General features: G+C 72.1%; 26 protein-coding genes. 8 read left to right on the top strand and 18 right to left on the bottom strand.

Annotated features, from left to right (window positions below; all coding sequences use genetic code 11):
- Positions 1-23: 23 nt before the first annotated feature.
- The gene (locus tag MSA03_RS09990) at positions 24-1,397 is read right to left on the bottom strand and encodes an FAD-binding oxidoreductase (RefSeq protein WP_147050862.1); all 1,374 of its coding nucleotides are present in this window, start codon (positions 1,395-1,397) and stop codon (positions 24-26) included.
- Positions 1,398-1,538: 141 nt separating this feature from the next.
- On the opposite strand from MSA03_RS09990, the gene MSA03_RS09995 reads away from it, so the two are divergent.
- Complete coding sequence (locus MSA03_RS09995; RefSeq protein ID WP_147050864.1) at positions 1,539-2,666, top strand: helix-turn-helix transcriptional regulator; 1,128 nt, start codon at positions 1,539-1,541, stop codon at positions 2,664-2,666.
- A 25-nt stretch (positions 2,667-2,691) separates the two neighbouring features.
- Here MSA03_RS09995 and MSA03_RS10000 read toward each other — a convergent pair whose 3' ends face one another.
- From MSA03_RS10000 to MSA03_RS10010, 3 genes are read right to left on the bottom strand one after another with little or no spacing between them, the layout of a single operon-like run.
- Positions 2,692-4,377 (bottom strand): glycoside hydrolase family 13 protein, encoded by a 1,686-nt coding sequence (locus MSA03_RS10000; protein WP_147050866.1) that lies wholly within the window; start codon positions 4,375-4,377, stop codon positions 2,692-2,694.
- Positions 4,374-5,327 (bottom strand): squalene cyclase, encoded by a 954-nt coding sequence (locus MSA03_RS10005; protein ID WP_147050868.1) that lies wholly within the window; start codon positions 5,325-5,327, stop codon positions 4,374-4,376. Before MSA03_RS10005 ends, MSA03_RS10000 begins: the two co-directional genes overlap by 4 nt.
- Positions 5,328-5,387: 60 nt before the next feature.
- On the bottom strand, positions 5,388-5,912 hold the full coding sequence (locus tag MSA03_RS10010; protein ID WP_244946394.1) for a DUF4395 domain-containing protein: 525 nt from the start codon (positions 5,910-5,912) through the stop codon (positions 5,388-5,390).
- Positions 5,913-6,052: 140 nt separating this feature from the next.
- Here MSA03_RS10010 and MSA03_RS10015 point away from each other — a divergent pair, with 140 nt between their 5' ends.
- The gene (locus MSA03_RS10015; protein ID WP_170245484.1) at positions 6,053-6,535 is read left to right on the top strand and encodes a DUF2975 domain-containing protein; all 483 of its coding nucleotides are present in this window, start codon (positions 6,053-6,055) and stop codon (positions 6,533-6,535) included.
- Complete coding sequence (locus MSA03_RS10020; RefSeq protein ID WP_147050874.1) at positions 6,535-6,741, top strand: helix-turn-helix domain-containing protein; 207 nt, start codon at positions 6,535-6,537, stop codon at positions 6,739-6,741. The genes MSA03_RS10015 and MSA03_RS10020 overlap by 1 nt, the downstream gene beginning before the upstream one ends.
- Positions 6,742-6,762: 21 nt before the next feature.
- Here the strand turns inward: MSA03_RS10020 and MSA03_RS10025 are convergent, their stop codons facing one another.
- Both MSA03_RS10025 and MSA03_RS10030 read right to left on the bottom strand, forming a co-directional pair.
- Positions 6,763-7,344 carry an NYN domain-containing protein gene (locus MSA03_RS10025; RefSeq protein ID WP_147050875.1) on the bottom strand — a complete coding sequence of 194 codons (582 nt, stop codon included), beginning with the start codon at positions 7,342-7,344 and terminating at the stop codon, positions 6,763-6,765.
- Between the two features lie 51 nt (positions 7,345-7,395).
- Positions 7,396-8,670, bottom strand: coding sequence for a M18 family aminopeptidase (locus MSA03_RS10030; RefSeq protein ID WP_147050876.1), 1,275 nt, complete (start codon positions 8,668-8,670; stop codon positions 7,396-7,398).
- A 97-nt stretch (positions 8,671-8,767) separates the two neighbouring features.
- Here MSA03_RS10030 and MSA03_RS10035 point away from each other — a divergent pair, with 97 nt between their 5' ends.
- Complete coding sequence (locus MSA03_RS10035; RefSeq protein WP_147050877.1) at positions 8,768-9,112, top strand: HNH endonuclease; 345 nt, start codon at positions 8,768-8,770, stop codon at positions 9,110-9,112.
- Here the strand turns inward: MSA03_RS10035 and MSA03_RS10040 are convergent.
- Positions 9,109-10,185 carry a DNA glycosylase AlkZ-like family protein gene (locus MSA03_RS10040; RefSeq protein WP_147050878.1) on the bottom strand — a complete coding sequence of 359 codons (1,077 nt, stop codon included), beginning with the start codon at positions 10,183-10,185 and terminating at the stop codon, positions 9,109-9,111. The genes MSA03_RS10035 and MSA03_RS10040 overlap by 4 nt on opposite strands.
- A 127-nt stretch (positions 10,186-10,312) precedes the next feature.
- Here MSA03_RS10040 and MSA03_RS10045 point away from each other — a divergent pair, with 127 nt between their 5' ends.
- The gene (locus MSA03_RS10045) at positions 10,313-10,888 is read left to right on the top strand and encodes a CueP family metal-binding protein (protein WP_147050879.1); all 576 of its coding nucleotides are present in this window, start codon (positions 10,313-10,315) and stop codon (positions 10,886-10,888) included.
- Between the two features lie 22 nt (positions 10,889-10,910).
- Here the strand turns inward: MSA03_RS10045 and MSA03_RS10050 are convergent, their stop codons facing one another.
- The 9 genes from MSA03_RS10050 to MSA03_RS10090 form a co-directional block, all read right to left on the bottom strand.
- Positions 10,911-11,162, bottom strand: coding sequence for a multidrug transporter (locus tag MSA03_RS10050; protein ID WP_147050880.1), 252 nt, complete (start codon positions 11,160-11,162; stop codon positions 10,911-10,913).
- A gap of 8 nt (positions 11,163-11,170) precedes the next feature.
- On the bottom strand, positions 11,171-11,623 hold the full coding sequence (locus MSA03_RS10055; RefSeq protein ID WP_147050881.1) for an SRPBCC family protein: 453 nt from the start codon (positions 11,621-11,623) through the stop codon (positions 11,171-11,173).
- Positions 11,624-11,671: 48 nt separating this feature from the next.
- Positions 11,672-12,568, bottom strand: coding sequence for an SDR family oxidoreductase (locus MSA03_RS10060; RefSeq protein ID WP_028494891.1), 897 nt, complete (start codon positions 12,566-12,568; stop codon positions 11,672-11,674).
- Positions 12,569-12,596: 28 nt separating this feature from the next.
- On the bottom strand, positions 12,597-14,468 hold the full coding sequence (locus MSA03_RS10065) for a glycoside hydrolase family 15 protein (protein ID WP_147050882.1): 1,872 nt from the start codon (positions 14,466-14,468) through the stop codon (positions 12,597-12,599).
- Positions 14,469-14,494: 26 nt separating this feature from the next.
- Positions 14,495-14,995 carry a GNAT family N-acetyltransferase gene (locus MSA03_RS10070; protein ID WP_244946396.1) on the bottom strand — a complete coding sequence of 167 codons (501 nt, stop codon included), beginning with the start codon at positions 14,993-14,995 and terminating at the stop codon, positions 14,495-14,497.
- Positions 14,996-15,004: 9 nt separating this feature from the next.
- Positions 15,005-15,397, bottom strand: coding sequence for a DUF3054 domain-containing protein (locus MSA03_RS10075; RefSeq protein WP_147050883.1), 393 nt, complete (start codon positions 15,395-15,397; stop codon positions 15,005-15,007).
- A complete protein-coding gene (locus MSA03_RS10080; protein WP_147050884.1) occupies positions 15,394-16,176 on the bottom strand; it encodes a sulfurtransferase in 783 nt (260 codons plus the stop codon). The genes MSA03_RS10075 and MSA03_RS10080 overlap by 4 nt, the downstream gene beginning before the upstream one ends.
- A 50-nt stretch (positions 16,177-16,226) precedes the next feature.
- Positions 16,227-16,871 carry an NAD(P)H-binding protein gene (locus MSA03_RS10085; protein ID WP_147050885.1) on the bottom strand — a complete coding sequence of 215 codons (645 nt, stop codon included), beginning with the start codon at positions 16,869-16,871 and terminating at the stop codon, positions 16,227-16,229.
- 96 nt (positions 16,872-16,967) lie between these two features.
- The gene (locus MSA03_RS10090; protein ID WP_147050886.1) at positions 16,968-17,975 is read right to left on the bottom strand and encodes an SDR family NAD(P)-dependent oxidoreductase; all 1,008 of its coding nucleotides are present in this window, start codon (positions 17,973-17,975) and stop codon (positions 16,968-16,970) included.
- A 110-nt stretch (positions 17,976-18,085) separates the two neighbouring features.
- Between MSA03_RS10090 and MSA03_RS10095 the strand changes: the two genes are divergently transcribed.
- Positions 18,086-18,754 carry a TetR family transcriptional regulator gene (locus MSA03_RS10095; protein WP_051526104.1) on the top strand — a complete coding sequence of 223 codons (669 nt, stop codon included), beginning with the start codon at positions 18,086-18,088 and terminating at the stop codon, positions 18,752-18,754.
- Positions 18,755-18,763: 9 nt separating this feature from the next.
- On the opposite strand, the gene MSA03_RS10100 is transcribed toward MSA03_RS10095, so the two are convergent.
- Positions 18,764-19,717 (bottom strand): aldo/keto reductase, encoded by a 954-nt coding sequence (locus tag MSA03_RS10100; protein ID WP_147050887.1) that lies wholly within the window; start codon positions 19,715-19,717, stop codon positions 18,764-18,766.
- 91 nt (positions 19,718-19,808) lie between these two features.
- Here MSA03_RS10100 and MSA03_RS10105 point away from each other — a divergent pair, with 91 nt between their 5' ends.
- Positions 19,809-20,837 (top strand): LLM class flavin-dependent oxidoreductase, encoded by a 1,029-nt coding sequence (locus tag MSA03_RS10105; RefSeq protein WP_147050888.1) that lies wholly within the window; start codon positions 19,809-19,811, stop codon positions 20,835-20,837.
- 63 nt (positions 20,838-20,900) lie between these two features.
- Positions 20,901-21,527 (top strand): ArsR family transcriptional regulator, encoded by a 627-nt coding sequence (locus MSA03_RS10110; RefSeq protein WP_028494882.1) that lies wholly within the window; start codon positions 20,901-20,903, stop codon positions 21,525-21,527.
- 15 nt (positions 21,528-21,542) lie between these two features.
- Here MSA03_RS10110 and fdhD read toward each other — a convergent pair whose 3' ends face one another.
- On the bottom strand, positions 21,543-22,379 hold the full coding sequence (gene fdhD / locus MSA03_RS10115; RefSeq protein WP_147050889.1) for a formate dehydrogenase accessory sulfurtransferase FdhD: 837 nt from the start codon (positions 22,377-22,379) through the stop codon (positions 21,543-21,545).
- Position 22,380: the final 1 nt, after the last annotated feature.

A 22,380-nucleotide genomic window follows, 5' to 3' on the forward strand; every position in this document is an offset into this window, starting at 1 on the left:
GGCCCCACCCGGCGAAGCCTCGCTCAGACCGGATGCGCTGCGGCGAACACACCCGCCGGGTCGTACCGGTGCTTGAGCTCACGGAGTCGCTCCCCCGCGGCGCCGAATCCGGCCGCCCGCGGCACGCCTCCCCCGTCGATGAACGTCAGCGCGAGCGCGTCGCCGTGCCATGGCCCGAGCGCGGCGACCATCGCCTGCACGGCCGCGGTGGCGGGGCCGACCGCCTCCGGCACGGGCGCGACGGCGATCCCGTCCACGAGGTACTCGCCCTCGATCGCCGAGACGGCACCGCCGTCCGGGCGCGGCCGCGCGAACGCGCCGCCTAGGTGTCGCAGCTCGGCGACGAAGAGGGCCGGGGAGCCGGCCGCGGCGAGGAAGTGATCGACGGCGTCGCGGGGAAGCGCGTCCAGCACGGCGTGCGCCGTGATCGACGGCGTCGGCTCGGGCGGGTCCATGTGCACGCCCACGAGATCCGCGGCCGGGATCCGTCCGAACGTATCCATCTCGGGCTGCAGGGCGCGCAGCGGCGCGAGGAGCTCGGCCGCCACGGCATCCGTCTCCAGGATCGCCCCGTCGATCACGACGAGGGATCGTCCGGACAGGAACGGCGGGAAATCGGGGAGGGGCGGGATGTGCAGCACCCGCAGCGTCGTGGTGGCGCTCTCCGGCGCCGCAGCGGTCCACGACGCCCACGCGTGCGCCACCGCGGGCGCGTGCGCGGCATCCCACAGCATCATCCCGGCGTGCACGTCGGCGTACGGCAGCAGGTCGATCTCGAGCGAGACGACGACGCCGAACGCGCCGCTGCCGCCGCGCACGGCCCAGAAGAGCTCAGCGTGCTCGTCGGCGCTCGCGCGCAGCAGATCGCCGCCTGCCGTGACCAGCTGCACCTCGCGCACGCTGTGCACGGCCATGCCGTGCGCACGCCCGTAGAAGGAGATGCCGCCGCTGAGCGCATAGCCGACGACGGACACATCGCCGGCACTGCCGTGCAGGGCGGTGAGCCCGTGCGGCGCGGCCGCGGCGATCACGTCGTTCCACTGCGACCCGCCGAGCACCCGCGCCGTCCGGGCGAGAGGGTCGACGGTCACGCCACGGAGGCCGGCGAGGCTGAGGAGGACGACGTCCGACACGTCGGTGTCGGCGAGGGCCGCGGCGGCGTGACCCGTCGACTGCGGCGCCACCCGGAGACCGGCCGCCACCGCTGCCCGGACGGCGTCGACGACGTCTTCGGCCGTCTCCGGACGCACGACCGCGAACGGTCGCTGGTCGACCACGACGTTCCACGGGAGCCGCGCGGCGTCGAAGCCCGCGTCGCCGGGGAAGAGCACGCGGTCGCCCAGCGCATCGCGGAGCCGCCGGACGCGGGAGTCGATGGTGAGGTCGGGAGTGGTCATGCGGGTCCGAATCGTCGAGGGATGGTGCGGCAGCAGTCTGCCCGCAGGTTCGGCGAGGCCACCATCCCAGATCACGGGGGTCCTGCGCCCTCCCAGATTCCTGGGGTGGTGTGCGGGCGCGCGGAGGAGCACACTCTTCCCATGACCTCGGGGGTGGCGGTCGGTCGTGCGCGCAGCGACCTGGACGTCATCTCGCGCGCCGGGCTGCCGCTCGTGCGCTTCATGGATGAGGCCGCGGCGGCGATGGCCGCGGTCGTGCCGTTCGTCGCCGGGTGCTTCTCGACGGTCGACCCCGCCACCGCCATGATCTCCAGCACGCTCAAGCTCGGCGACATCCGGGGACGGAACGAATCCGATGTGCACTGGGCGCAGATCGAATACGGCGGCGACGATCCGACCGCGTTCAGCGCCATGCTCGCGGCCGGCCGCGTGGCCGTCGGAGTCGCGCACGAGACGTCGGGCGACATCGAGCGGTCGGTGCGCATGTCGGACCTGCTGATCCCCCGCTTCGGCTATCACGACGAGGCGCGGGTGCTGCTCAGCGACCGCAGCGGCGCGTGGGGCAGCCTCAGCGTGTTCCGCGGCGGCGACGATCCGACCTTCGCGGCCGACGAGCTCGCCTTCCTCGAGACGGTCGCGCCGGCGCTCACCCGCGGCATCCGTGCGGGGCTGCTCACCCAGCTGGGTTCGGCGACCATGGTGGCGGACACCGGTCCGGCGGTCATCGTCGTCGATGCGCACGACCGCATCGTCCAATCGAGTCCGGGAGCGCAGACGCATCTGCGGCGCATGACGGAGGTGCCGCACGCCGCCGACCCGCTCCTCATCGTCCAGGCCCTCGTCGCCGGTGCCCGGCGGTTCGCGCGGGGCGAGGCCGACCGGATGCCGCGCGTGCGGGCGCGCACGACCGACGGCGTCTGGCTCGTGCTGCACGCCGCGCCGCTCGGCGGGGCGGGCGACCGCGCCGGCGACGTCGTCGTGACGATCGAGGAGGCCCGCCCGCAGGAGGTCATCGACCTCGTCGCCGCCGCGTTCGGGCTGACGGCGCGGGAGCGCGATGTCGTCGAGGTGCTGCTGACCGGCGCGGACACCCGCGAGATCGCTTCCGCGCTGCACGTGTCGCCGTACACCGTGCAGGACCATCTCAAATCCATCTTCGACAAGGCCGGTGTCGCGAGCCGCCGAGAGCTCGTCGCGCGCGTCTACTTCGACCAGTACGTGACGCGGATCGGCGCACCCCTGGGGACGAACGGGGCACCGCTCGTCTGACGAGCGGACCTGACGGAGCCGATACTCAGCGCGGCGCGCGCCACACCGTCGTCTCGGCCGGCACGACACCGTCCGGCGGCAGGCCGACCGCGCTGGAGAGGAGCACGTCGCCGCCGCCGTCGACGGGGAACGGATCGGCGCCGAAGTTGGCGATGACCTCCCAGCCGTTCGGCCGCGTGAAGTGCAGCACGTCGTCGCGCTCCGTCTCGATCCAGGTGAGGCGTTCCGCCGCCTGCAGCCGGTGGCGCAGCGCGAGCGCGCGCCGGTAGAGCGCGAGAGTGGACTCCCCATCACGCTCCTGCACGTCGACGGCCGCGTCGCCGAACCAGTCCGGCTGCGGCAGGTGCGACCCGCCGGCGCCGAACCCGAACGACGACCCCGCGCGCGTCCACGGCAGCGGCACGCGGCACCCGTCCCGCCCGTAGTCGGCACCGTCGCCGCGGAAGAAGGTCGGGTCCTGGCGCTCGGCGTCGGGGATCTCCGCGACCTCGTGCAGGCCCAGCTCCTCCCCCTGGTAGAGGTAGCTCGATCCGGGCAGCGCGAGCATCAGCAAGGTCGCGGCGCGGGCCCTGCGGAGGCCCTGCGCGCGGTCGAGACGAGGCTCGATGCCGCCGCTGCGCACCCAGTCGGTGCCCTGCTTGACGGCCCCGGGGCCGCGCGCCTCCGCTCCCAGGGGCGGCAGGCCGTACCGGGTGGCGTGACGGACGACGTCGTGGTTGGAGAGCACCCACGTGCTCGACGAGCCGGACTCGGCCGCGAGGCGCAGGTTGTCGGTGATGACGCGGCGGAACTCCGACGCGTCATAGTCCGCCTGCAGCAGGTCGAAGTTGAACGCCTGTCCGAGGCCCTCCGGGCTCGCGTACCGCGGCACCCGCGACGAGTCCACCCACGCTTCCGCGACCGCCGTGCGCGGCGGGTCGTAGGAGTTGAACACGGCGCGCCATTCCGCGTAGATCTCGTGCACGTCGTCCCGGTCGATGAGGGGATGGTTGCCGTCGAACGGCAGCGCGGCCAGTTCGAGCTTCGAGGGCAGCGGTTCGGCCAGATCCTTCGTCAGCATGTGCGCGACGTCGATGCGGAACCCGTCGACGCCACGGTCGGACCAGAACCGCAGCGTGCGGACGAAGTCGTCCCGCACCTCGCGGCTCCGCCAGTTCAGGTCGGGCTGCTCGACGGCGAAGGTGTGCAGGTACCACTGCCCGTCGCCCGCCGGCTCCCAGGCCGATCCGCCGAACGCCGAGTCCCAGTCGGTCGGCGGTGCCGCGAGATCGGGCCCGGTCCCGTCGCGGAAGATGTACCGGTCGCGTGCGGCGGAGCCGCGCGGCGCCGCGAGGGCCTCCTGGAACCAGGCGTGCCGGTTCGAGGTGTGGTTGGGGACGATGTCGACGACGACCCGGATGTCACGGGCGTGCAGTGCCGTGACGAGCTCGTCGAAGTCGGCGAGCGTACCGAGCCGGGGATCGACGTCACGGTAGTCGGCGACGTCGTACCCGCCGTCGGCGAGCTCGGACGGGTAGAACGGGCTCAGCCAGACGGCGTCGATCCCGAGCTCGGCGAGGTAGTCGGCGCGCGACGTCACCCCTCGGAGGTCGCCGATGCCGTCTGCGTCGCTGTCCGCGAAGCTGCGGGGGTAGATCTGGTACACGGCGGCCTGGCGCCACCAGCCCGCGTCGGCCGCACGCGCGGCCCCCGCATCCGCCGGTACGGTCATACGGCACCAACCCAGCGGTTCAGCGCGCGTTGCGCGAGGAACGTGACCCATTTCGAGGGCTCGCCGGGATCGACGTCCAGCGGGAACCAGACCCGCCCCGGGTACACATGCCCCTGGAGCCAGCGTCCGTCGTCCTGGCGGGCCGCGCGGACGCGCTCGACCGTCTCGCCGATGCGCGGGTCGGGGCGGATGCCGTTGTGCTCCGCCGCCTCCGTGAAGTAGTCGATCGCCTTCAGCGCCGTGAACGGCCAGCGATACGGGTAGACGATCCGGTCCGTCCACGGCCCCACCTGCTCGCCCGTGGAGAGCCGGTAGCGCAGCCGGCGCTCGAGCAGGTACTCCTCGCCGCCGTGGCGTGCGGCGCGCAGCTCCGGCGTTCCCCCGGTGAGCTTCTCGTAGGCGAGGATGCCGCGCAGGGCGTTGATCGTGGAGTGGAACGAGGACCGCGTCGACCCCTCCACCCACTCGCAGTCCCAGCCGCCGTCGGGGAGCCGATGCTCCGGCAGCCACGCGGCGATGGCCGACACGTCGGCGCCGAGCCACGCGCCGTTGGCGAGGGTCATCGCGTTGATGCACACGTCGACCTCGCCACCCCAGTACGGGAGGTCGTCATACTCCCACCGGGAACTCTCGGCGAGCTTCTCCGCCGTCCCGGCCAGGACCGCCGGGTCGAGGCCCCATTCGCGCAGGGTCGTGAGGGTCCAGGTCGTCGCGGTCCACGGCTGCCCTTCCTCGTCGCGGGAGGCGTCGGCGGGGAAGTACGCGCCGCCCGCCCACTGCCCGTCCGGATCCTGACGGGCCAGGAGTGCAGCACCGTCACCCTCGGTCGCGATGCGCTCCCGCGTGCGCTGCCAGACCTCGTCGGGCTCGCCGGCGAGGTCGCGCTGCACCTGCCAGCGCAGCGTGGGGTCGGAGTCGAGCAGCCAGTCCTGGACGGCGGTGTCGGTCATGTCGGCAGGATAGGCCGCCGGTCCGACACGCGTCAGGGGCTGAGGGCTCGCGGTGCGGCGTCAGGCGCCGACGAGGGCGCCGCCGCGCGTGCGGATGAGCCCGGCGCGGAGGAGCAGCAGGTAGATCTGGCAGCCCAGGCAGAACGCGAACACGGCGTTGAGGAACGCCGCGATGAACGCGGCGGCACCCGCGACCGGCAGCGCCCACGGCACCCCGACGACGTGCAGGACGATCCCGATCGTGACGACGACGAATCCGACGATCTGGGCGAAACGCGGCGGGCGCGGGTCTTCCAGCTCGCTCGGCGGCGCCAGGCGCGGGCGGACTGCGGTGCGGAAGAGCACGCCCCAGGGTGCGGTGTGCGGCGACGCGAAGCCCCAGACGAAGAGCAGGTCGACGGCGAGGAGGACGAGGAACCCCGGATCGGCGATCCGCTCGGCGAGTGTCGTGCCCGTGCGGACGGCGGGGCCGAGGAGCGCCAGGAAGGTGCCGAGGAGGATGAGCACCGCCGTGATCGCGGCGGCGAAGCGGGGACCGCGCGGATCGATGCCCGCGGGGCGGGGTGCGCTGCTCTGCTGTGCCAACGTCGTCTGCCTTCCCTGTCGATGAGGTCTTCCGCGAGCGTAGACGCGGCGGCCATCGGCCGGCGCGCGTCCGTCACACGACGTAGCACCCATCCGCGATGCCTATTGATATTCGATCAGTATCTATCGATAATCGAGAGATGACTCGTCTCGTGATCGCCGCGCTCCGCGCGCTCATCGTCGTCATCGTGCTCGCGGGACTGTTCGCGCAGGTCCGCATCGTCCCGTTCATCGCGCGAGGGCTCGCCTCGGATGCGGAGCGCCCGGAGATCGTCGTGCCGTACGCGTTCTGCGGCATCCTGGCGATCGCGTGCGGCCAGCTGGTCCTCGTGGCGATCTGGGCCCTGCTGTCGAAGGTGCGCCGCGACGCGATCTTCAGCGAGAGCGCCTACCGCTGGGTGGATGTCATCCTCGCGGCGGGCATCACCGCGACCGCGACCCTCCTCGCCCTCGCCCTCCATGTCGCGCTCGTCGTGGAGCCCCCGCTCGACGCCCCCGGCCTGACGGCCTTCGCGCTCGGCGGCGTGATCTGCGCGGCGGCGTTCGTCCTGCTGATGATCGTCATGCGAGGTCTGCTCCGCAGCGCGACGGGTCTCCGCAGCGAACTGGCGGAGGTGGTCTGATGGCGATCACGGTGGAGATCGACGTGCAGCTGGCGCAGCGGAAGATGTCGGTCGCGGAGTTCGCCGACGCCATCGGCATCAGTCCGGCCAACGTCGCCGTGCTCAAGAACGGACGCGCGAAGGCCGTGCGGTTCACGACGCTCGACGCGATCTGCCGCGTGCTGGACTGCCAGCCGGGCGACATCCTGCGCTACCGCGCAGAGTGATGCCCGGCGCGGAGACGAGACTCAGCGCAGGAACTGGGCGGGGTCGAACTCCGCGATCGGGATGACGCGGACGCGCGGCAGCTGCGCGTCGAACGCCTGCACGTCGAACTCCAGGTCGAAGAACTGCAGTCCGGGCAGCGCGGCGAACTCCGAGCTGCGGAACTCCTCGAACGCCAGCAGGCCGACGCGGCGCGATCCGTCGATCAGGGCGGAGACGTCCTCCACGAAGTCGCGGTCGTGGCTGACGAGGACGACGTCGCCCTCCCGCTCGCGCAGCGCCCGGAGCGTCCGCTGGATGGCGATGTCGACGACCTTCTCGTCGGCATTCCCGGACAGCGGCACCGGCTGGTAGTTCATCGCCAGGAGCGCCTGCACGAACGACATCGGCAGGCTCGTCGAGGCGTTGAGGAAGAACAGGCCGCGGGCCTGCTGGTTCCAGCGCCCGGCGACGAACGACAGGATGCGGTCCCACCGCGGGCGCTCCTCCGGCTGCGGGCGTCTGCCCAGGATGGAATTGCCCAGCGTCGCGTCGATGTTCTCGCCGTCGATCAGCACCCAGGTCGTGCGATCCGTCTCGTGCACGGTGTCCTCTCCCGAGCGCATCCGCGCGCTCGTCTCATCCTAGGGCGGGGAAGGACGAGGTCCGAAGGAGCCTCAGCCCCGGAAGAACACCTCGGCGACGCGCGTGAGGTCCCAGAGGTCGCTGACGCCGGCGAGCTCCCGCGCCGAGTGCATCGACAGGATCGGGATGCCGACGTCCACCGTGCGCATGCCGAGCCGCGTCGCGGTGATGGGGCCGATCGTCGACCCGCACGGAACGGCATTGTTCGACACGAACTCCTGGCCGGCGACCCCCGCGCCGGCGCACCAGCCGGCCCAGGCCGCCGCGCCCACGGCATCCGTCGCATAGCGCTGGTTCGCGTTGATCTTGAGGATCGGGCCGCTGCCGAGCCGGGGCTGCACGACCGGGTCGTGACGCTCCGCGTAGTTCGGGTGCACGGCGTGACCGACGTCGCTCGAGACGCACCAGCTGCCCGCAAGGGAGCGCAGCTGCTGCTCGCGATCCGCGCCGAGCGAGAGCCACACCCGCTCGAGCACGTCGGAGAGGAACGGCCCGGCCGCGCCGGAGCGCGTGCCCGACCCGACCTCCTCGTGGTCGAACACGGCGAGCATCGCGATGTGGTCGCCGTCGGTCCCGGTCTTCGCGAGCGCGGCGACCCCGGCGTGGACGGATGCCAGGTCGTCGAGGCGTCCGGCGGCGAAGAAGACGTCCTCGTGCCCGAACGTGCGGCCCGGGGCCGCGTCGGCGGTGACGAGGTCGTACCCGCGGATGCGCGCGGCATCCACCCCCGCCGCCCGCGCGACCTCGCCCAGAAGGTCCGCGGAGTCGGCTTCGCCGAGCCCCCACACCGGCTGGGTCTGGGACTGCTTGTCCAGCGCGAGGCGGTCGTTGACCTCGCGGTCGAGGTGGATGGCGAGCTGCGGGAGCCGCAGGAGGGGCCCCGTCGCCGCGAGCACCGACGTGCCGTCATCGAGGACGAGGCGCCCCGCGAGGCGCAGCTCCCGGTCGAGCCACGAGTTCAGCAGCGGGCCGCCGTAGATCTCGACGCCGGCCTGCAGCCAGCCGAGCTTGCCCGTCGTGGGCCTGGGCTTGAGCTTGAAGCCGGGGGAATCGCTGTGCGCCCCGAAGACGCGCACCGCCGTCGCCGCCGTCGCGCCGTCCGGGACGACCCAGGCGATGACGGCGCCATCACGGACCACGACGAACCGGCCGCCGGACGGCGAACCCCACGGCTCGTTCTCCTCCAGCCGGGTGAACCCGGCGTCGACGAGCCGCTGCGCCACGTGGGCTGCGGCATGGTGGCTGGACGGGGACGCGGCGATGAATGCCGCGAGATCGTCGGCGTGGGCGAGCGCGTCGGCGGGCACGGGAGACCTCCTGGTGGGCGGGCGGTCCTTCGATCGTATGCCGCGACGGGCGGGCAGCCCTCCGCGGTCGCGGCTCCCTCACGGGTACCGTCGAGTCATGCCCGCTCCGCAGACCCGACGCGCCCGTGCCGCGCGTCGGCGCGTGAAGCGGGTCGCGGCGAGCGGCAGCGACCTCACCGCCGCGCAGTGGTCCGCGATCCTCGACGCGTGGGCGCGGTGCGCGTACTGCGGCGCCGACGGCGTGGCGCTGCAGCGCGACTGCGTGCTGCCCATCTCGCGTGGCGGGCGGTACACGGTGGACAACGTCGTGCCCGCCTGCCGCTCCTGCAACGCCAGCAAGTGCAACGACGAGGTGACGTCGTGGATGCGGCGGCGGCGCCTCGACGAGCCCGCGTTCCTGCTGCGCTGGTACGAGGTCGTCGCGGCGCTGCGGTCGGCCTAGAGACCGGTCACCGGCACGCCGAGCCACTCCCCGAGCTCGCGGATCTCCGCGTGCACCATCTCGGTCTCCTCCTCGTCGAAGGGCACGAGTTCGTGGAGCGCGTTGACGACGAGCGTCTCGCGCTTCCTGTCGAGCTCGGCGTCGAGAAGACCGATGAACCGGTCGCCGACGAGGACCGGGTGCGCGAAATAGCCGTAGCGGCGTTGCGCCTTGGGTTTGAACTGCTCGAGGACGTACGTGAAATCGAAGAGCTCCTGCAGGCGGGGGCGGTCGTACAGCATCCCGTCGTACGGGTTGAGGATGGCGACCCGCCCGCCCGGGTCGGTGTCCATGGCGGCGAGGGCCTCCGGGTCGACGCGCCACTTCCAGGCGCTCCCCTCCACTTCGGCGGCCTCCCCGGCCTCGCCCACGGGCGTCCAGGGCGAGCGTCGCCGTGCGATGCCCGCGGCCTGGAGGCGGCGCTCCTCGAGCCGGCGGCCCGCGTCCTCATAGGAGATGTCGGGGAGGTCGGACGGGTAGACCCGCTCGGCGATGTCCCAGCGGCGCGACCTCCCGACCCGCCCGACGATCGCGACCTCGCCGATCAGCATGAGGATCTCCAGCATCCGCGGCACGGCGTTCGTGCCGTACCAGCCGCCCTCCGATGCGGCGGCGACGGCGCTCGTGTCCGGGATGTCGGCGGCGAGCAGCGGCCCGTCGGCCCGGAGGCGCGCGAGCACGTCGCGGCGGAACGCGTCATTGGCCCGCATCCACTGCACGGTGGCGTCCCGCAGCTTCCGCTGCCGCATCCGGGGAACGAGGACCGGCAGCAGCGAGGACGGATGGAATCCGCCGTCGAACTCGAACAGGAGGCGGTCGGTCTCGACGGCCTTCGTCAGCTGGGGCTGTTCGAACGACCAGCCGATGCGCGACCACAGGATGCTCTGCTCGGCCGGCGCGATCGTGGCGGTCGGGTCGATCTTGATGGTGCCGATCTGCTCGGCGACCTCCACGACGTCGCCCGGCCGGTCGGCATCCAGCAGCTGCGCCCGCACCGCGATGCGGCGCGCCTCGTCCCGCGTCAGCCGGTGCATGGCACGAGCGTAGCGGGGCCGCCCGACACGGGCATGCGCCGTCTCCGCGCACGGGTTGCCCCGGGGCCCGGCCAATTTCACGGCCCGCGAGCCCACGGGGACGGCCGGAGGAGGGTTGTCTGGGAGCATGGCCCCCTCCGCTCGTGCCCGTGTCTCCGTCGTCCTCGTGCTCGTCACGGCTCTCACCGGATTGACGGCTTGCGCCGCTTCCGCCCCCGCCGCCTCGGCTCCTGCCCGTATCACGGCGTCCGACATCGCTGCGATGGCACCCGTGGAGGTGGTCGACACGCTCGAGGCTCTCCCGGTGGACGAGCGGCCGAGCGATGTCACCGTGTCCGTGCGTCCCGACCGCCTCGTGATCACGGCGGACGGTGCGGAGACCGAACGTCCGCTGCCGGAGGACCTCTTCTACCTCTCCCTGGCGCCGTACGTCGACCAGACGCACGACTGCTTCTTCCACAGCCTCACGACCTGTCTGGGCGAGCTCGGCGGCGCGGTCCTCGACGTGACCGTCACCGACGCGTCCGGCGTCACGCTCGTCGACGAGACGGTGACCGCCGCCGACAACGGCTTCGTGGGACTCTGGCTGCCCCGGGGCATCGACGCGACGCTCGAGGTCGCGTACGACGGCGCACGCGCGACGACGCCGATCAGCACGGGCGCAGAAGACCCCACCTGTCTCACGGGCCTGCACCTGAGCTGATCGGCGTCGCGATCGGATGCCGTCAGTGGGCGTCCGGCGGCTCCCCGGCCGCCCCGCTCTCGACGGCTTCCGCGGCTTCGTCATCGTCGGCGCCGGCGACCCCGGGACCGGGGCCGGGGCGGACGACGGCATCCTCGGCGATGTCGATGCGGGTGTTGCCATCGTGCTCGCTCACCTCGATGCGCGGCGCGGCATCGCGCTCGGTGGAACCTTCGGCGCGCAGCAGCTGGTCGCGCCGCTTCTCCTCGTCGGTCATGCCGTCCGTGTCACTCATCTCGGCCCCTACGAGACGTCGCCGCGCCAGGCGCCGGTCTCGGTGCCGCGACCCTCGATGAACTCCTTGAAGTTGTCCAGGTCCTTCTTCACCGCGTGGTCGTCCACGCCGACGAGGGCGCCGACCGTCTCCACGAGCCCCTTCGGCTCCCACTCGAGCTGCACCGTCACGCGGGTGGTGTTCTCGTCGAGCTTGTGGAAGGTGACGACGCCGGCGTGGTCGGCGTCGCCGTCGATGCTGTTCCAGGCGACGCGCTCATCGGGGTGCTGCTCGGTGATCTTGGCGGTGAATTCGCGCTGCACGCCGCCGATCGTCACCTTCCACCGGTTGGTGGTCTCGTCGATCTGCGTGATCGAGTCGACGAAGCTCAGGAACTGCGGGAACGACTCGAACTGCGTCCACTGGTTGTACGCCGTCGAGACGGGGACGTCGACGTCGATGCTCTTCGTGATGCTTGCCATGGGTGTTCTCCTTCTCTTCGTGGGTCTGGGGCTGGGTTGTGCGACGCGTCAGGGGGTGGGCATTCCGCCGTTGACGTTCAGGGTCTCGCCGAGCACATAGCTCGATTCGGCCGACGCCAGGAAGACGTACGCCGGGGCGAGCTCCGCCGGCTGCCCCATGCGTCCGAGCGGCGTGTCCTCACCGAACTTCTCGAGCTTCTCCGGCGGCTGGCCGTCCGTCGGCTGCAAGGGCGTCCAGATCGGCCCCGGGGCGACCGCGTTCACCCGGATGCCCTTGGGCGCGAGCTGCTGCGCGAGACCCTTCGTGAACGCGTTGATGGTCGCCTTCGTCGAGGCGTAGTCGACGAGGATGTCCGACGGCGAGTACGCCTGGATCGAGGTCGTGTTGATGATGGTCGCGCCTGCGGGCAAGTGCTTCAGCGCCGCCTTCGTGATCCAGAACATCGCGTACACGTTCGTCTTGAAGGTGTCGTCGAACTGCTCGTCGGTGATGTCCTCCAGGGACTCCTGGTAGATCTGCTTGCCGCCGTTGTTGACGAGGATGTCGAGGCCGCCCAGGGCCGCGACGGCGTCCTCCACGAGCGACCGGCAGTATGCGGCATCCCGCAGATCGCCCGGCAGCGTCGCGACGGTCGCGCCGGCGTCGCGCAGGATGCCGGCGATCCGCTGCGCGTCCTCCTCCTCGCTCGGCAGGTACGACAGCGCGACGTCGGCGCCTTCACGGGCGAACGCGATGGCGGTCGCCGCCCCGATGCCGGAGTCGCCGCCGGTGATGAGCGCCTTGCGTCCGGTCAGGCGACCCGTGCCCCGGTAGCTCTCTTCGCCGAGATCCGCACGCGGAGTGAGGTCGGCGTCGAGGCCGGGCTCGGCCATCTCCTGCTTCTCCGGCTCGATGTCCGCGTACAGCGTCGCGGGGTCCGTGAACGTGTATTGATCACGCGTCATGCGTCCTCCTCGGGTGTCGGTGATTCGGTCAGCGGTCATGGAGCTTCTCCTCCGGGACGAGTTCGCGGATGGTGAGGGCCGCGCTGAGGAACGCCAGGTGACTGAGCGCCTGGGGAGTGTTGCCCCACGCCGAGCCGTCGTCGGCGTCGATCATCTCGGCGTAGATCCCGACGTCGTTCGCGCGCGTGACGAGGTCGTCCATGAGGTCGAGCGCCTCGTCGTGGCGGCCGACGCAGGCCAGCGCGTGCGCGCGCCAGAACGCGCAGGCCACGAAGGTCTTCTCCTCGCGGTGCACGCCGCTGTACCGGTACATCAGCGGGCCGGCGCCGAGCTCCGCGGTGAGGGCGTCGATCGTGCGCGACATCCGCTCGGACCGGTCGAACCCGCTGAACGCGTGGAGCAGGACGGACGCGTCGAGATCATCGGTCCCGGGGTGGGCGAGGTAGGCGCCTCGCTCCTCGGACCAGCAGTTCTCGTCGATCCACTCCCGGATGCGGTCGCGTTCGGCCCGCCACCGTTCGGCGCTGCCCGGGATCGCGCCCTGTTCGGCGAGGTACGCGGCGTCGTCGAGGGCCTTCCAGCATCCCATCTTCGAGGAGGTGTAGTGCTGGCGCTGCGGGAGCTCCCACATGCCTGCGTCGGGGTTGCGCCAGAGATCGCAGGCGCGGTTCGCCGTCTCCGCGAGCACGCGGCCCGTCTCGTCGTCCAAGACGTTGCCCGCGTCGGCATAGGTGCGGCACACGGCGATGAGATCGCCGTAGACCCCGAGCTGCAGCTGGTGGGTGGCGCGATTGCCCGTCACGACCGGACCGATCCCCTGCCATCCGCGCACCGCGTACGCGCTGGGCTCTTCGACGAGGTCGCCGTCCAGTGTGTACATGACGTGCAGATCGGGACCGTGCCGGCGGATCGTCCGCAGGAGCCAGGACAGCGCCGCGTGGGTCTCCTCGCGCAGGCCGAAGCGCTCCAGCGCGTGCACGGTGTAGGCGAGGTCGCGCACCCACGCGTAGCGGTAGTCCCAGTTCTTACCTCCGTTCTCGCTCTCCGGCAGCGAGGTGGTCGCGGCCGCCGCGATCGCGCCCGTGGGGCTGTACACGAGGAGCTTCAGGGCGAGCGCGCTGCGCTGCACCTGGTGGGCCCAGGGTCCGTCGTAGGAGAACACCTCCGACCAGTACCGCCAGCTCGCGATCGTGCGGTCGATGCCCGCGTCGACGTTGCGCGGGCGCGGAACGTGCAGCGGCTCGTCGTGGGTGGCCGCCAGCACCAGCAGGTGACGGGAGCCGGGGTCGGTCGTGAACGCACCGGTCTGCCGGGGACCCGTCGGCGTCGCTTCCGGCTCCTGCGGGCCGTGGTCGAGGCCCGTGACGACGAACGCCGTCGCCCCGCACCGGACGACGGCCCCCTGGGGCGTCGTCTCGAGCCACGGAGAGCCGGTGCGCAGCGACGTCCCGGCCTGCACGGACCAGCGCATCCGCACCCGACCGGTCACCCCGTCGACCCGCCGGGCGAGTTCCGCCCACGGGAGTCGGCCCGCGACACCGGAGACGAGGGCATCGGTGACCTGCACCGTCCCGTCCGCCGTCGTGAAGGTGGTCTCGAGGACGTTGGTGCCGGGGACGTACCGGCGGACGCTCGTGAACTCCGCTTCGGGGGAGAGCGTCAGCTCGCCGCCGGTCTCGTCGTCGAGGATCTCGGCGAACAGCGGCGCGGCGGAGACAGCGGGCAGCGGAAGCCAGCCGACGCGTCCATCCCGCCCGATCAGCGCGACGGTGCGGCCGTCGCCGATCGGCGCGTAGGACTCGATCGGTGCAAACGTCACACGGCCTCCTGCGTCTCGGGAGTGCCAGTGTCGCCCATCGCCGGAGATGATGCCCGAGGGTTGACAAGCTCCGGCGCGCATGGGAAGAGCGCGCGGGTCGCGCCGGTTCAGGCGCGGGCGAGCTCCGCCAAGGACGTGCCGGTGAGGCGCTGCGTCGTCCACTCCGCGAGCGGATCCGCGCCGATCGCGCGGTAGAAGCCGATCGCGGGCGCATTCCAGTCCAGCACCGTCCATTCGAAGCGGCGGTAGCCCCGCTCGACGCACTCGGCGGCGAGGGCCGACATGAGCGCGCGTCCGTAGCCGCGGCCGCGGTGCGCGTCGTCGACGTACAGATCCTCGAGCCAGATGCCGTGGGTTCCCGTCCAGGTCGAGTACGTCACGAACCACACCGCGATCCCGACGATGACGTCGTCGCGCGCGACGACGTGCGCGAACGCGCGGGGCTGGGCGCCGAACAGGGTCGCCTCGAGCATCTCGGCGGAGTTCTCCACGGCATCCGGTTCGCGCTCGTAGAGGGCGAGCGCGTGGATGAGGGCGAGGATGCCGGGCTCGTCGCCGGGGCGGGCGGCGCGCAGCACGGCGCCGTCGGGCAGGTCGCGGGAGGTCACCCTCCGAGCCTAGGCGGAGGGTCCGGGCCGATCCGTGCGACGCCGCAGCACGAGGCGGGCGATCAGGCGCCACCCGACGAGGGCGGCGAGGAGGACGAGCGTCGCGACGACGATGAACGGCACGGCGGTGCCCTGCCCGGAGAGCGCGCGCAGCACCATCCCGCCGGCGACGCTCACGAGGGCGAGCGGGATGCCGGTCCGCGCCGGCGCCGTGGGCGCGCGCCACGCGAGGGTCACGCCCCAGCCGACGGCGAGCGCGAGGAGGAACGGCCAGGCCGTGCTCCAGAGGCCGAGCACCGGGTCTTCGGCGTGAGTCGTGCGCCCCGTGAGCGCGAACCCCGTCACGAGGACCGCATCGGCGACGAGCGCCCCGGCGATGTGCGCGCCGGTCAGGCGGTTCACTGCTCGCACCGCTCGCCGTGGGCCGCCGGCGCGGGGGTCAGGGCGGGGGTCAGGGCGGGGGTCAGGGCGGGAGTCAGGGACTCGCGGCCGTCGAAGACGAAGCAGTCGCCGCGGAAGTGGGCGGCGCCGGCGTGCGCGAAGTACCCGAGGATGCCGCCGTCGAGCTGATACGCGTCGATGCCGCTCTCGCGCAGGTGGATCGCGGCCTTCTCGCAGCGGATGCCGCCGGTGCAGAAGCTCACGACGGTCTTGCCGGCGAGCTGCGCCCCGTGCTCCTCCGCCGCGGCGGGGAACTGCGTGAAGCGGTCGATGCGCCAGTCGAGCGCGCCCTCGAAGGTCCCGTAGTCGACCTCGAACGCATTGCGGGTATCGAGCACGACGACCTCCCGCCCCGCGTCGTCGTGTCCCTGATCGAGCCAGCGCCGGAGGGTCTCCGGGGCGACGGCCGGCGCGCGACCGGCGCCGGGACGGACGGTCGGGCGGTCCATCCGGATGATCTCGCGCTTGTGCTTGACCAGCATCCGGGCGAACGGCTGCTCCGCGGACCAGCTCTCCTTCGCCGTCAGTGCGGCGAAGCGCTCGTCGGCGCGCAGGTCATCGAGGAACCCGCGCACGTCGGCGGCCGCCCCGGCGAGGAAGAGGTTGATCCCCTCCTCGGCGAGGATGATCGTGCCCTTGAGCCGCGCCGCGACCGCGCGTTCCCGCAGCGCGGGGCGGAGAGTCGCCGGATCGTCGATCTGCGTGAAGAGGTACGCCGAGACGTTCAGGACGGATGCCACCCCTCCAGCCTACGAAGGCCGGCGCCCCGCCGGCGCCGCGGCGGACCGGGTCAGCCGCGGATGGCGTCCGCGATCGGCACGTCGCCGGCGTTGAAGCGGAGCGTGCGGCGCACCGTGGAATCGTCGGCGAGCACGGCGGCGATGACGGCGGCCACGTCGCCGCGCGCGACGGTGCCGGATTCCGCGGCATCCACGTCGATCCGGCCCGTGGGCTGGTCGAGGGTGAGAGAGCTCGGGGCGACGATCGTCCAGTCCAGCCCGCTCGCGCGGAGGTGCGCGTCGGCGGCGGCTTTGGCCTCGGCGTACGCGAAGAACCCGTTCTCCGGCGGCACGCCGTGGTCCGGGCGTGCCCCGAAGTACGACACCATCACGTACCGGCGCACATCCGCGGCCACTGCCGCGTCGATCGTGCGGATCGCGGCATCCCGATCGACGGCGTAGGTGCGCTCGGGGCTGCCGCCGCCGGCGCCCGCCGACCAGACGACGGCGTCGTTGGCGCTCAGGAGATTCGCGAGCTGCTCGGTGTCGAGCCGCTCGATGTCGGCGACGACGGGCGTGGCGCCGGTCGCGGCGACCTCCGCCTCGTGGTCGGCGTTGCGGATGACGGCCGTCACGTGGTCGCCGCGGGAGACGAGGAGGGGCTCGAGGAGCAGGGCGACCTTGCCGTGTCCGCCGATGAGCAGGATGCGGGCCATGAGAAGGCTCCTTCCGGTTGGGCCTTCGAGACTACGCCGCGCACGACGGAGGGCGCCCGGCGGATGCCGGACGCCCTCCGGGGTGGGCAGCGGTGCTTACTGCACCGACCACCCGCCGTCGCTCGGCAGGATCGCGCCGTTGATGTTCACACCGTCGTCGGACAGCAGGAACGTGATGGACGCGGCCAGCTGCTCCGCCGTCGCGAGCGTCGGGATCGCGGACTGGAACGGCTGCAGGCGGGCCTGGCCGGTCTCCGACACGTGCGGTGGGAACGGGATGCCGGTGGCGACGCCGCCGGGGGCGACGAGGTTCACGCGGATGCCCTGCGGGCCGTACATGAACGCGGCGCTGCGGGTCATGCCCGCGACGGCGTGCTTGCTCGTCGTGTACGCGTTGCCGGACGCGTTGCCGCGCAGGCCCGCCTCGGAGCCGACGTTGACGATCGAGCCCTTGCCGGCGGCGAGCATCGCCGGCAGCACGGCGCGGGTGAGCTTGAAGGCGCCCGTGACGTTGACCGCCATGACGCGGTCCCACATCTCGTCGGTGGTCTCGCCGAGCGGCGAGAAGTCGTCGTTGATGCCGGCGACGTTGGCGAGCGCGTCGATCTTCTCGCCGGCGGCGGCGACGATGGCATCCACGGACTCCGTCTTCGTGATGTCGCCGACGACCGTGGTGATGTCGGCGTCGGCGAGGGAGCCGCGGAACTCCTGCAGGCGCTCGGCGGACATGTCCACGGCGATCACGCGCCCGCCCTCGCGGGCGATGCGCGACGCGGTGGCGCGGCCGATGCCGGACGCGGCCCCGGTGACGACGACGGTCTTGCCGGTGAAACGACCGGGCGTGATCCGCTCGGTCCAGCCGGTGGCTTCGGTCTCGGGCATGACCCCACCGTTGGCCTTCAGAACGAGGTCGTCGATGACCGACTGCGGCATCTGTCCCTGGCTGAGCGGCACGAGCTGCTGCAGCGGGAGTCCGCGGACGGGTGCGAGCGATTCCTCCGATGCCCCCGACGCGGCGAGAAGACCACGGACGAGCTGCCCGCCGACCTCGCTGTCGAGCCATGCGCCGATCGTGCTGTCGGCGGTGAGCACCTTCTCTGACATGTGATTCCCCTTCGCTTCCGACCCGATCGAAGCTGATCGGGCCCGGCGGGCGATAATTCCCGTCCGGGAAATACTAAACTCGCGCATGCCGCGGATCAAGAGGAGGCGCCATGGTCAACCCGCAACGCCGAGGACGAGGATCGCGCGCGGGGCTCGACCTCGACCGCATCATCGACGCCGCGCGCGGCATGGACCCGGAGCGGCTGACGATGCAGGCGCTGGCCGACGAGCTGGGTGTGGACCGGAAGGCCCTCAACCACCATGTCACCGACCGCGAAGGGCTTCTCGAGCTGCTCGCGATCGACGCGTTCCGGCGCCGGTTCGCCGCGGAGGACGTCGACCTCGGAGCGACCTGGCAGGACGCCTGCCGCGCCTACGCGGACGCGATGCGCCAGAGTCTCGGGGACACGGGTGAATGGCTGGCGTTCTTCCGCTTCACGAATCCGCACGACCTCGCGATCGTGGGCCCCGCCGAGACGGTCGCGGAGCGGATGCTCGCCGCCGGGTTCGACGACGTGACGGTCAGCCGCGCCATGCATCTGCTCATGACCATCTGCAGCGGCTTCGCGCGGGATGCCGTCATCGGCCGGCGGGAAGGCGGGCACCCGCACATCGAGGCGCTCCGCTCCGCGCTGGCATCCGACGACGGCGGGTACACCGCCCTCCGCGACCTCGTCGACGCGCGGGTGGACAACTTCGGCGACGAGCAGTTCCGCTTCGACGTCGACGCGTTCATCGCCGCGATGGAACTGCGCCTCCCGCGCCGCGACGCCCCCTGAGCCTGCCGGTCAGGCCGTCGCGGGCGTCCACTCCGAGACGCGGTTGAGCTCGAACACCTCGTCGGCATCGAGGTCGGTGCGGGCGCCGTCGAGGAGGTCGGCGACCTGCGCCACCTGCGACGCCGACGCGATGGGCGCCGCGACGGAGGGCTGGGCGCGCAGCCAGGCGAGCGCCGTGGCCGCGATCGAGACGCCGTGCGCGTCGCCGATGCGCTCCAGGGCGTCGATGATCCGCAGGCCCGCCGGCGTGGCGTACTGCGCCGCGGCGGTCGCGCGCGGCGAACTCTGGCCCGTGACATCCGTCGTGCGGTACTTGCCGGTCAGGAACCCCTTCGCGAGCGCGAAGTACGGCACGAGGCTCAGCCCGTGCTCCTGCGCGACGGGGACGATGTGCTCTTCGACGTCGCCGCGGTGCACGAGGTTGTAGTGCGGCTGGACGGCGATGGGCTCGGCCACACCGAGGTTGCGGGCGATGCGGATCCACTCCTGGATGCGCTCGGCGGAGTAGTTCGAGACGGCGGTGTGCCGCACGAGCCCGTCGGCCACGAGCGCGCCGAACGCCGCGACGGTCTCCTCCAGGGGCACGGACTCGTCGTCGAAGTGCGCGTAGTACAGGTCGATCGCGTCGACACCGAGGCGGCGCAGCGACGCCTCGGCGGCGGCCCGCACAGTGGCGCCGGACAGCCCTTTGAACTCCGGATGCTGGCTGACCTTGGTCGCCACGACGACGCCGGCGGGCTTGCGCGAGGCCAGCCACTCGCCGATGATCGTCTCGCTCTCGCCGCCGGAGTTGCCGGGCTTCCAGGAGCTGTACGAGTCGGCGGTGTCGAGGAAGTCCCCGCCGCCTTCTCGGAACGCGTCCAGCACCGCGAACGACGTGTCGCGGTCGGCGGTCCAGCCGAAGACGTTGCCCCCGAGGGCGAGCGGGAAGATGTCGAGGTCGCTGTGTCCGATGCGGGTCATACCGAAGACCAAGGCGCCGCGGGTGCGCTCTATTCCGCCGGCGGCATCCATTCACCGGAATGCACGCCGGCGGCGTACGGTTGCACGCGTCATGGAACGCTTCGGAACCCTCTCCTTCGGCCACTACGGACCTCTCGGCGGAGGGCGCTCGCTCACCGCCGGCGATTCGCTGCGGCAGGCCGTCGATCTCGCCCAGGGGATGGACGATTTGGGCGTGAACGGCATCGCGTTCCGCGTGCACCACTTCGCCCGCCAGCAGTCCTCCCCCATGCCGCTGCTCGCCGCGATCGCCGCGACGACCGAGCGCATCGAGATGGGCACCGGCGTCATCGACATGCGGTACGAGAACCCGCTGTACCTCGCGGAGGAGGCGGCCGCCGTCGATCTGCTCTCCGACGGGCGGCTCGCGCTCGGCGTGAGCCGCGGGTCACCGGAGACCGTCGTCCGCGGCTACGAGGCCTTCGGCTACACCGGCGCCGAGGACCCGCGCGGGGCCGACCTCGCGCGGGCGCACTTCGACCTGTTCCTGCGCGCCATCGACGGGGAGGGGATCGCCGAGCGCGACCCGGACAGCCCGTTCGGCGGCGGCACCGGCCTCCAGCGCATCGAGCCGCACTCCCCCGGCCTGCGCTCCCGCGTGTGGTGGGGTGCCGGCTCACGGGACACCGCAGAGTGGGCCGGCCGCATCGGGGTGAACCTCATGTCATCGACGCTGCTCACGGAGGCCGACGGGCGGCCCTTCGACCTGCTCCAGGCCGACCAGATCGACGCGTTCCGCGCCGCGTGGCGCGAGGCGGGCCACCCCGGAACGCCCCGCGTGTCGGTGAGCCGCTCGATCTTCCCGATCACGACGGCGGAGGACGAGCTGTACTTCGGGCACAGTCAGAACGGCGACGGCATCGGCTACATCGACGGGTTCCGCTCGACCTTCGGGAAGACGTACGCCGCAGCGCCCGACGTGCTCGTCGAGCAGCTGCTGCAGGATGCCGCGATCCGCTCGGCCGACACGCTCATGCTCACGATCCCCAGCCAGCTCGGCGTCGAGTTCAACCTCCGCATCGTGGAGTCCTTCGCGACGCACGTCGCGCCCCATCTGGGGTGGAAGTCGACCCGCGCGTAGCCGGCGAGACATCCTCCGGACGGTGTGGTCGACAGCCGCGCCGACACCGTGAATAATAGAGGTATGACCACAGGACGCCCCGCCGGCTACAGCGCCATCTCGAGCTACTCCCGGGTGGAGCTCCTGCACCTGATCCAGCTCCAGCGGGAGCGTACGATCGCCGATCTCGTGACCTCCACGGGCCTGCACGCGAACACCGTCCGCGAGCACCTGCAGCGGCTCATCGACGACGGCTACGTCGTCGCGGAGAGCGAGCACCGCACGACGCGGGGCCGCCCGCGCGTGCTCTACAGCGCGGCCGACGGGGCGGGAGCCTCGAGCGCCGTGCAGCAGCGCAAGGTGAAGGCGGCGGCGGAGCGCGGCGACCTGCTCCGCCGGGTCATGCCCGGCCAGCAGAGCATCGAGCTGGACACCGCGGCACTGCACCAGGTGGACGCCGTCGTGGAAGACCTCATGGATGCCGGCTTCGACCCGCTCATCGATGAGGAGGCGCTGACGATCGACCTCACGCCCTGCGCGCACGCGGAGGCTCAGGCCGCGCACCGCGAGGTGCTGTGCAGCGTGCACCTCAGCCTCATGCAGAGCGTGCTGACCGAGGCCGGCGGCCCGCTGTCGGTGGACGGCATGCGGTCCTCCTGCGACCCCACCGAGTGCGTCGTGCAGCTACTCCACGCCGGCCACCGCCAGTAGGGAGAGCGCCGCCGCTCAGACCCGGATGCGGTCGGCCCGCGCGTAGGCGTTCATCGACGGGCCGCGAAGGAACCCGACGAGCGTGAGTCCGGACGCCGTCGCGAGTTCGACGGCGAGGGACGACGGCGCCGACACGGCGGCGAGGATCGGGATGCCGGCCATGACCGCCTTCTGCGCCAGCTCGAAGCTCGCTCGGCCGGACACCAGCAGCACGGTGCCGCGCAGCGGCAGGCGGTCGTGCAGCACGGCCCACCCGACGATCTTGTCCACCGCGTTGTGCCGCCCCACGTCCTCCCGCAGCACGAGGAGCTCCCCCGTCTCGGCGTCGAAGAGCCCGGCCGCGTGCAGCCCGCCGGTCTTGTCGAACGCCGCCTGCTGTGCGCGCAGCGCATCGGGGAGCGCGGTGAGCGTCGCAGCGGACACCGACGCGGCATCCGCGGCCACGTCGTACGTCGAGATCGTCTCGATGGCCTCGATCGACGCCTTCCCGCACATCCCGCACGAGCTCGTCGTGTAGAAGTTGCGGGCGAGGTCGGCGGACGGAGGGTGCACGCCCGGCGCGAGCGTGAGGTCGAGGACGTTGTACGTGTTGCCGTCGGTGCCGCCCGTGCCCGGACCGCCGCAGTGGATGGCGGAGGCGAACTGGTCGCCGCGGGAGAGCACACCCTCGGAGACGAGGAACCCCGCCGCGAGCTCGACGTCGTGGCCGGGCGTGCGCATCGTGACGGCGAGCGGGACACCCGCCACCCGGATCTCCAGCGGCTCCTCGACGGCGAGGGTGTCGGGGCGGCGCACGGCCTCGCCCCCGACGGTGATCTTCACGACGGGGCTCCGGGTGGTGATGCGTCCCACG

Origin of the sequence: Microbacterium saccharophilum, from assembly GCF_007992455.1 — a bacterium.
GTDB lineage: Bacteria > Actinomycetota > Actinomycetes > Actinomycetales > Microbacteriaceae > Microbacterium > Microbacterium saccharophilum.

Excerpts from the sequence above, each read along its gene's own strand:
- MSA03_RS09990 (WP_147050862.1), bottom strand. The coding sequence starts at position 1,397 with ATGACCACTCCCGACCTCACCATCGACTCCCGCGTCCGGCGGCTCCGC.
- MSA03_RS09995 (WP_147050864.1), top strand. The coding sequence starts at position 1,539 with ATGACCTCGGGGGTGGCGGTCGGTCGTGCGCGCAGCGACCTGGACGTC.
- MSA03_RS10000 (WP_147050866.1), bottom strand. The coding sequence starts at position 4,377 with ATGACCGTACCGGCGGATGCGGGGGCCGCGCGTGCGGCCGACGCGGGC.
- MSA03_RS10005 (WP_147050868.1), bottom strand. The coding sequence starts at position 5,327 with ATGACCGACACCGCCGTCCAGGACTGGCTGCTCGACTCCGACCCCACG.
- MSA03_RS10015 (WP_170245484.1), top strand. The coding sequence starts at position 6,053 with ATGACTCGTCTCGTGATCGCCGCGCTCCGCGCGCTCATCGTCGTCATC.
- MSA03_RS10020 (WP_147050874.1), top strand. The coding sequence starts at position 6,535 with ATGGCGATCACGGTGGAGATCGACGTGCAGCTGGCGCAGCGGAAGATG.
- MSA03_RS10025 (WP_147050875.1), bottom strand. The coding sequence starts at position 7,344 with ATGCGCTCGGGAGAGGACACCGTGCACGAGACGGATCGCACGACCTGG.
- MSA03_RS10035 (WP_147050877.1), top strand. The coding sequence starts at position 8,768 with ATGCCCGCTCCGCAGACCCGACGCGCCCGTGCCGCGCGTCGGCGCGTG.
- MSA03_RS10040 (WP_147050878.1), bottom strand. The coding sequence starts at position 10,185 with ATGCACCGGCTGACGCGGGACGAGGCGCGCCGCATCGCGGTGCGGGCG.
- MSA03_RS10045 (WP_147050879.1), top strand. The coding sequence starts at position 10,313 with ATGGCCCCCTCCGCTCGTGCCCGTGTCTCCGTCGTCCTCGTGCTCGTC.
- MSA03_RS10050 (WP_147050880.1), bottom strand. The coding sequence starts at position 11,162 with ATGAGTGACACGGACGGCATGACCGACGAGGAGAAGCGGCGCGACCAG.
- MSA03_RS10055 (WP_147050881.1), bottom strand. The coding sequence starts at position 11,623 with ATGGCAAGCATCACGAAGAGCATCGACGTCGACGTCCCCGTCTCGACG.
- MSA03_RS10060 (WP_028494891.1), bottom strand. The coding sequence starts at position 12,568 with ATGACGCGTGATCAATACACGTTCACGGACCCCGCGACGCTGTACGCG.
- MSA03_RS10065 (WP_147050882.1), bottom strand. The coding sequence starts at position 14,468 with ATGCGCGCCGGAGCTTGTCAACCCTCGGGCATCATCTCCGGCGATGGG.
- MSA03_RS10085 (WP_147050885.1), bottom strand. The coding sequence starts at position 16,871 with ATGGCCCGCATCCTGCTCATCGGCGGACACGGCAAGGTCGCCCTGCTC.
- MSA03_RS10090 (WP_147050886.1), bottom strand. The coding sequence starts at position 17,975 with ATGTCAGAGAAGGTGCTCACCGCCGACAGCACGATCGGCGCATGGCTC.
- MSA03_RS10095 (WP_051526104.1), top strand. The coding sequence starts at position 18,086 with ATGGTCAACCCGCAACGCCGAGGACGAGGATCGCGCGCGGGGCTCGAC.
- MSA03_RS10100 (WP_147050887.1), bottom strand. The coding sequence starts at position 19,717 with ATGACCCGCATCGGACACAGCGACCTCGACATCTTCCCGCTCGCCCTC.
- MSA03_RS10105 (WP_147050888.1), top strand. The coding sequence starts at position 19,809 with ATGGAACGCTTCGGAACCCTCTCCTTCGGCCACTACGGACCTCTCGGC.
- MSA03_RS10110 (WP_028494882.1), top strand. The coding sequence starts at position 20,901 with ATGACCACAGGACGCCCCGCCGGCTACAGCGCCATCTCGAGCTACTCC.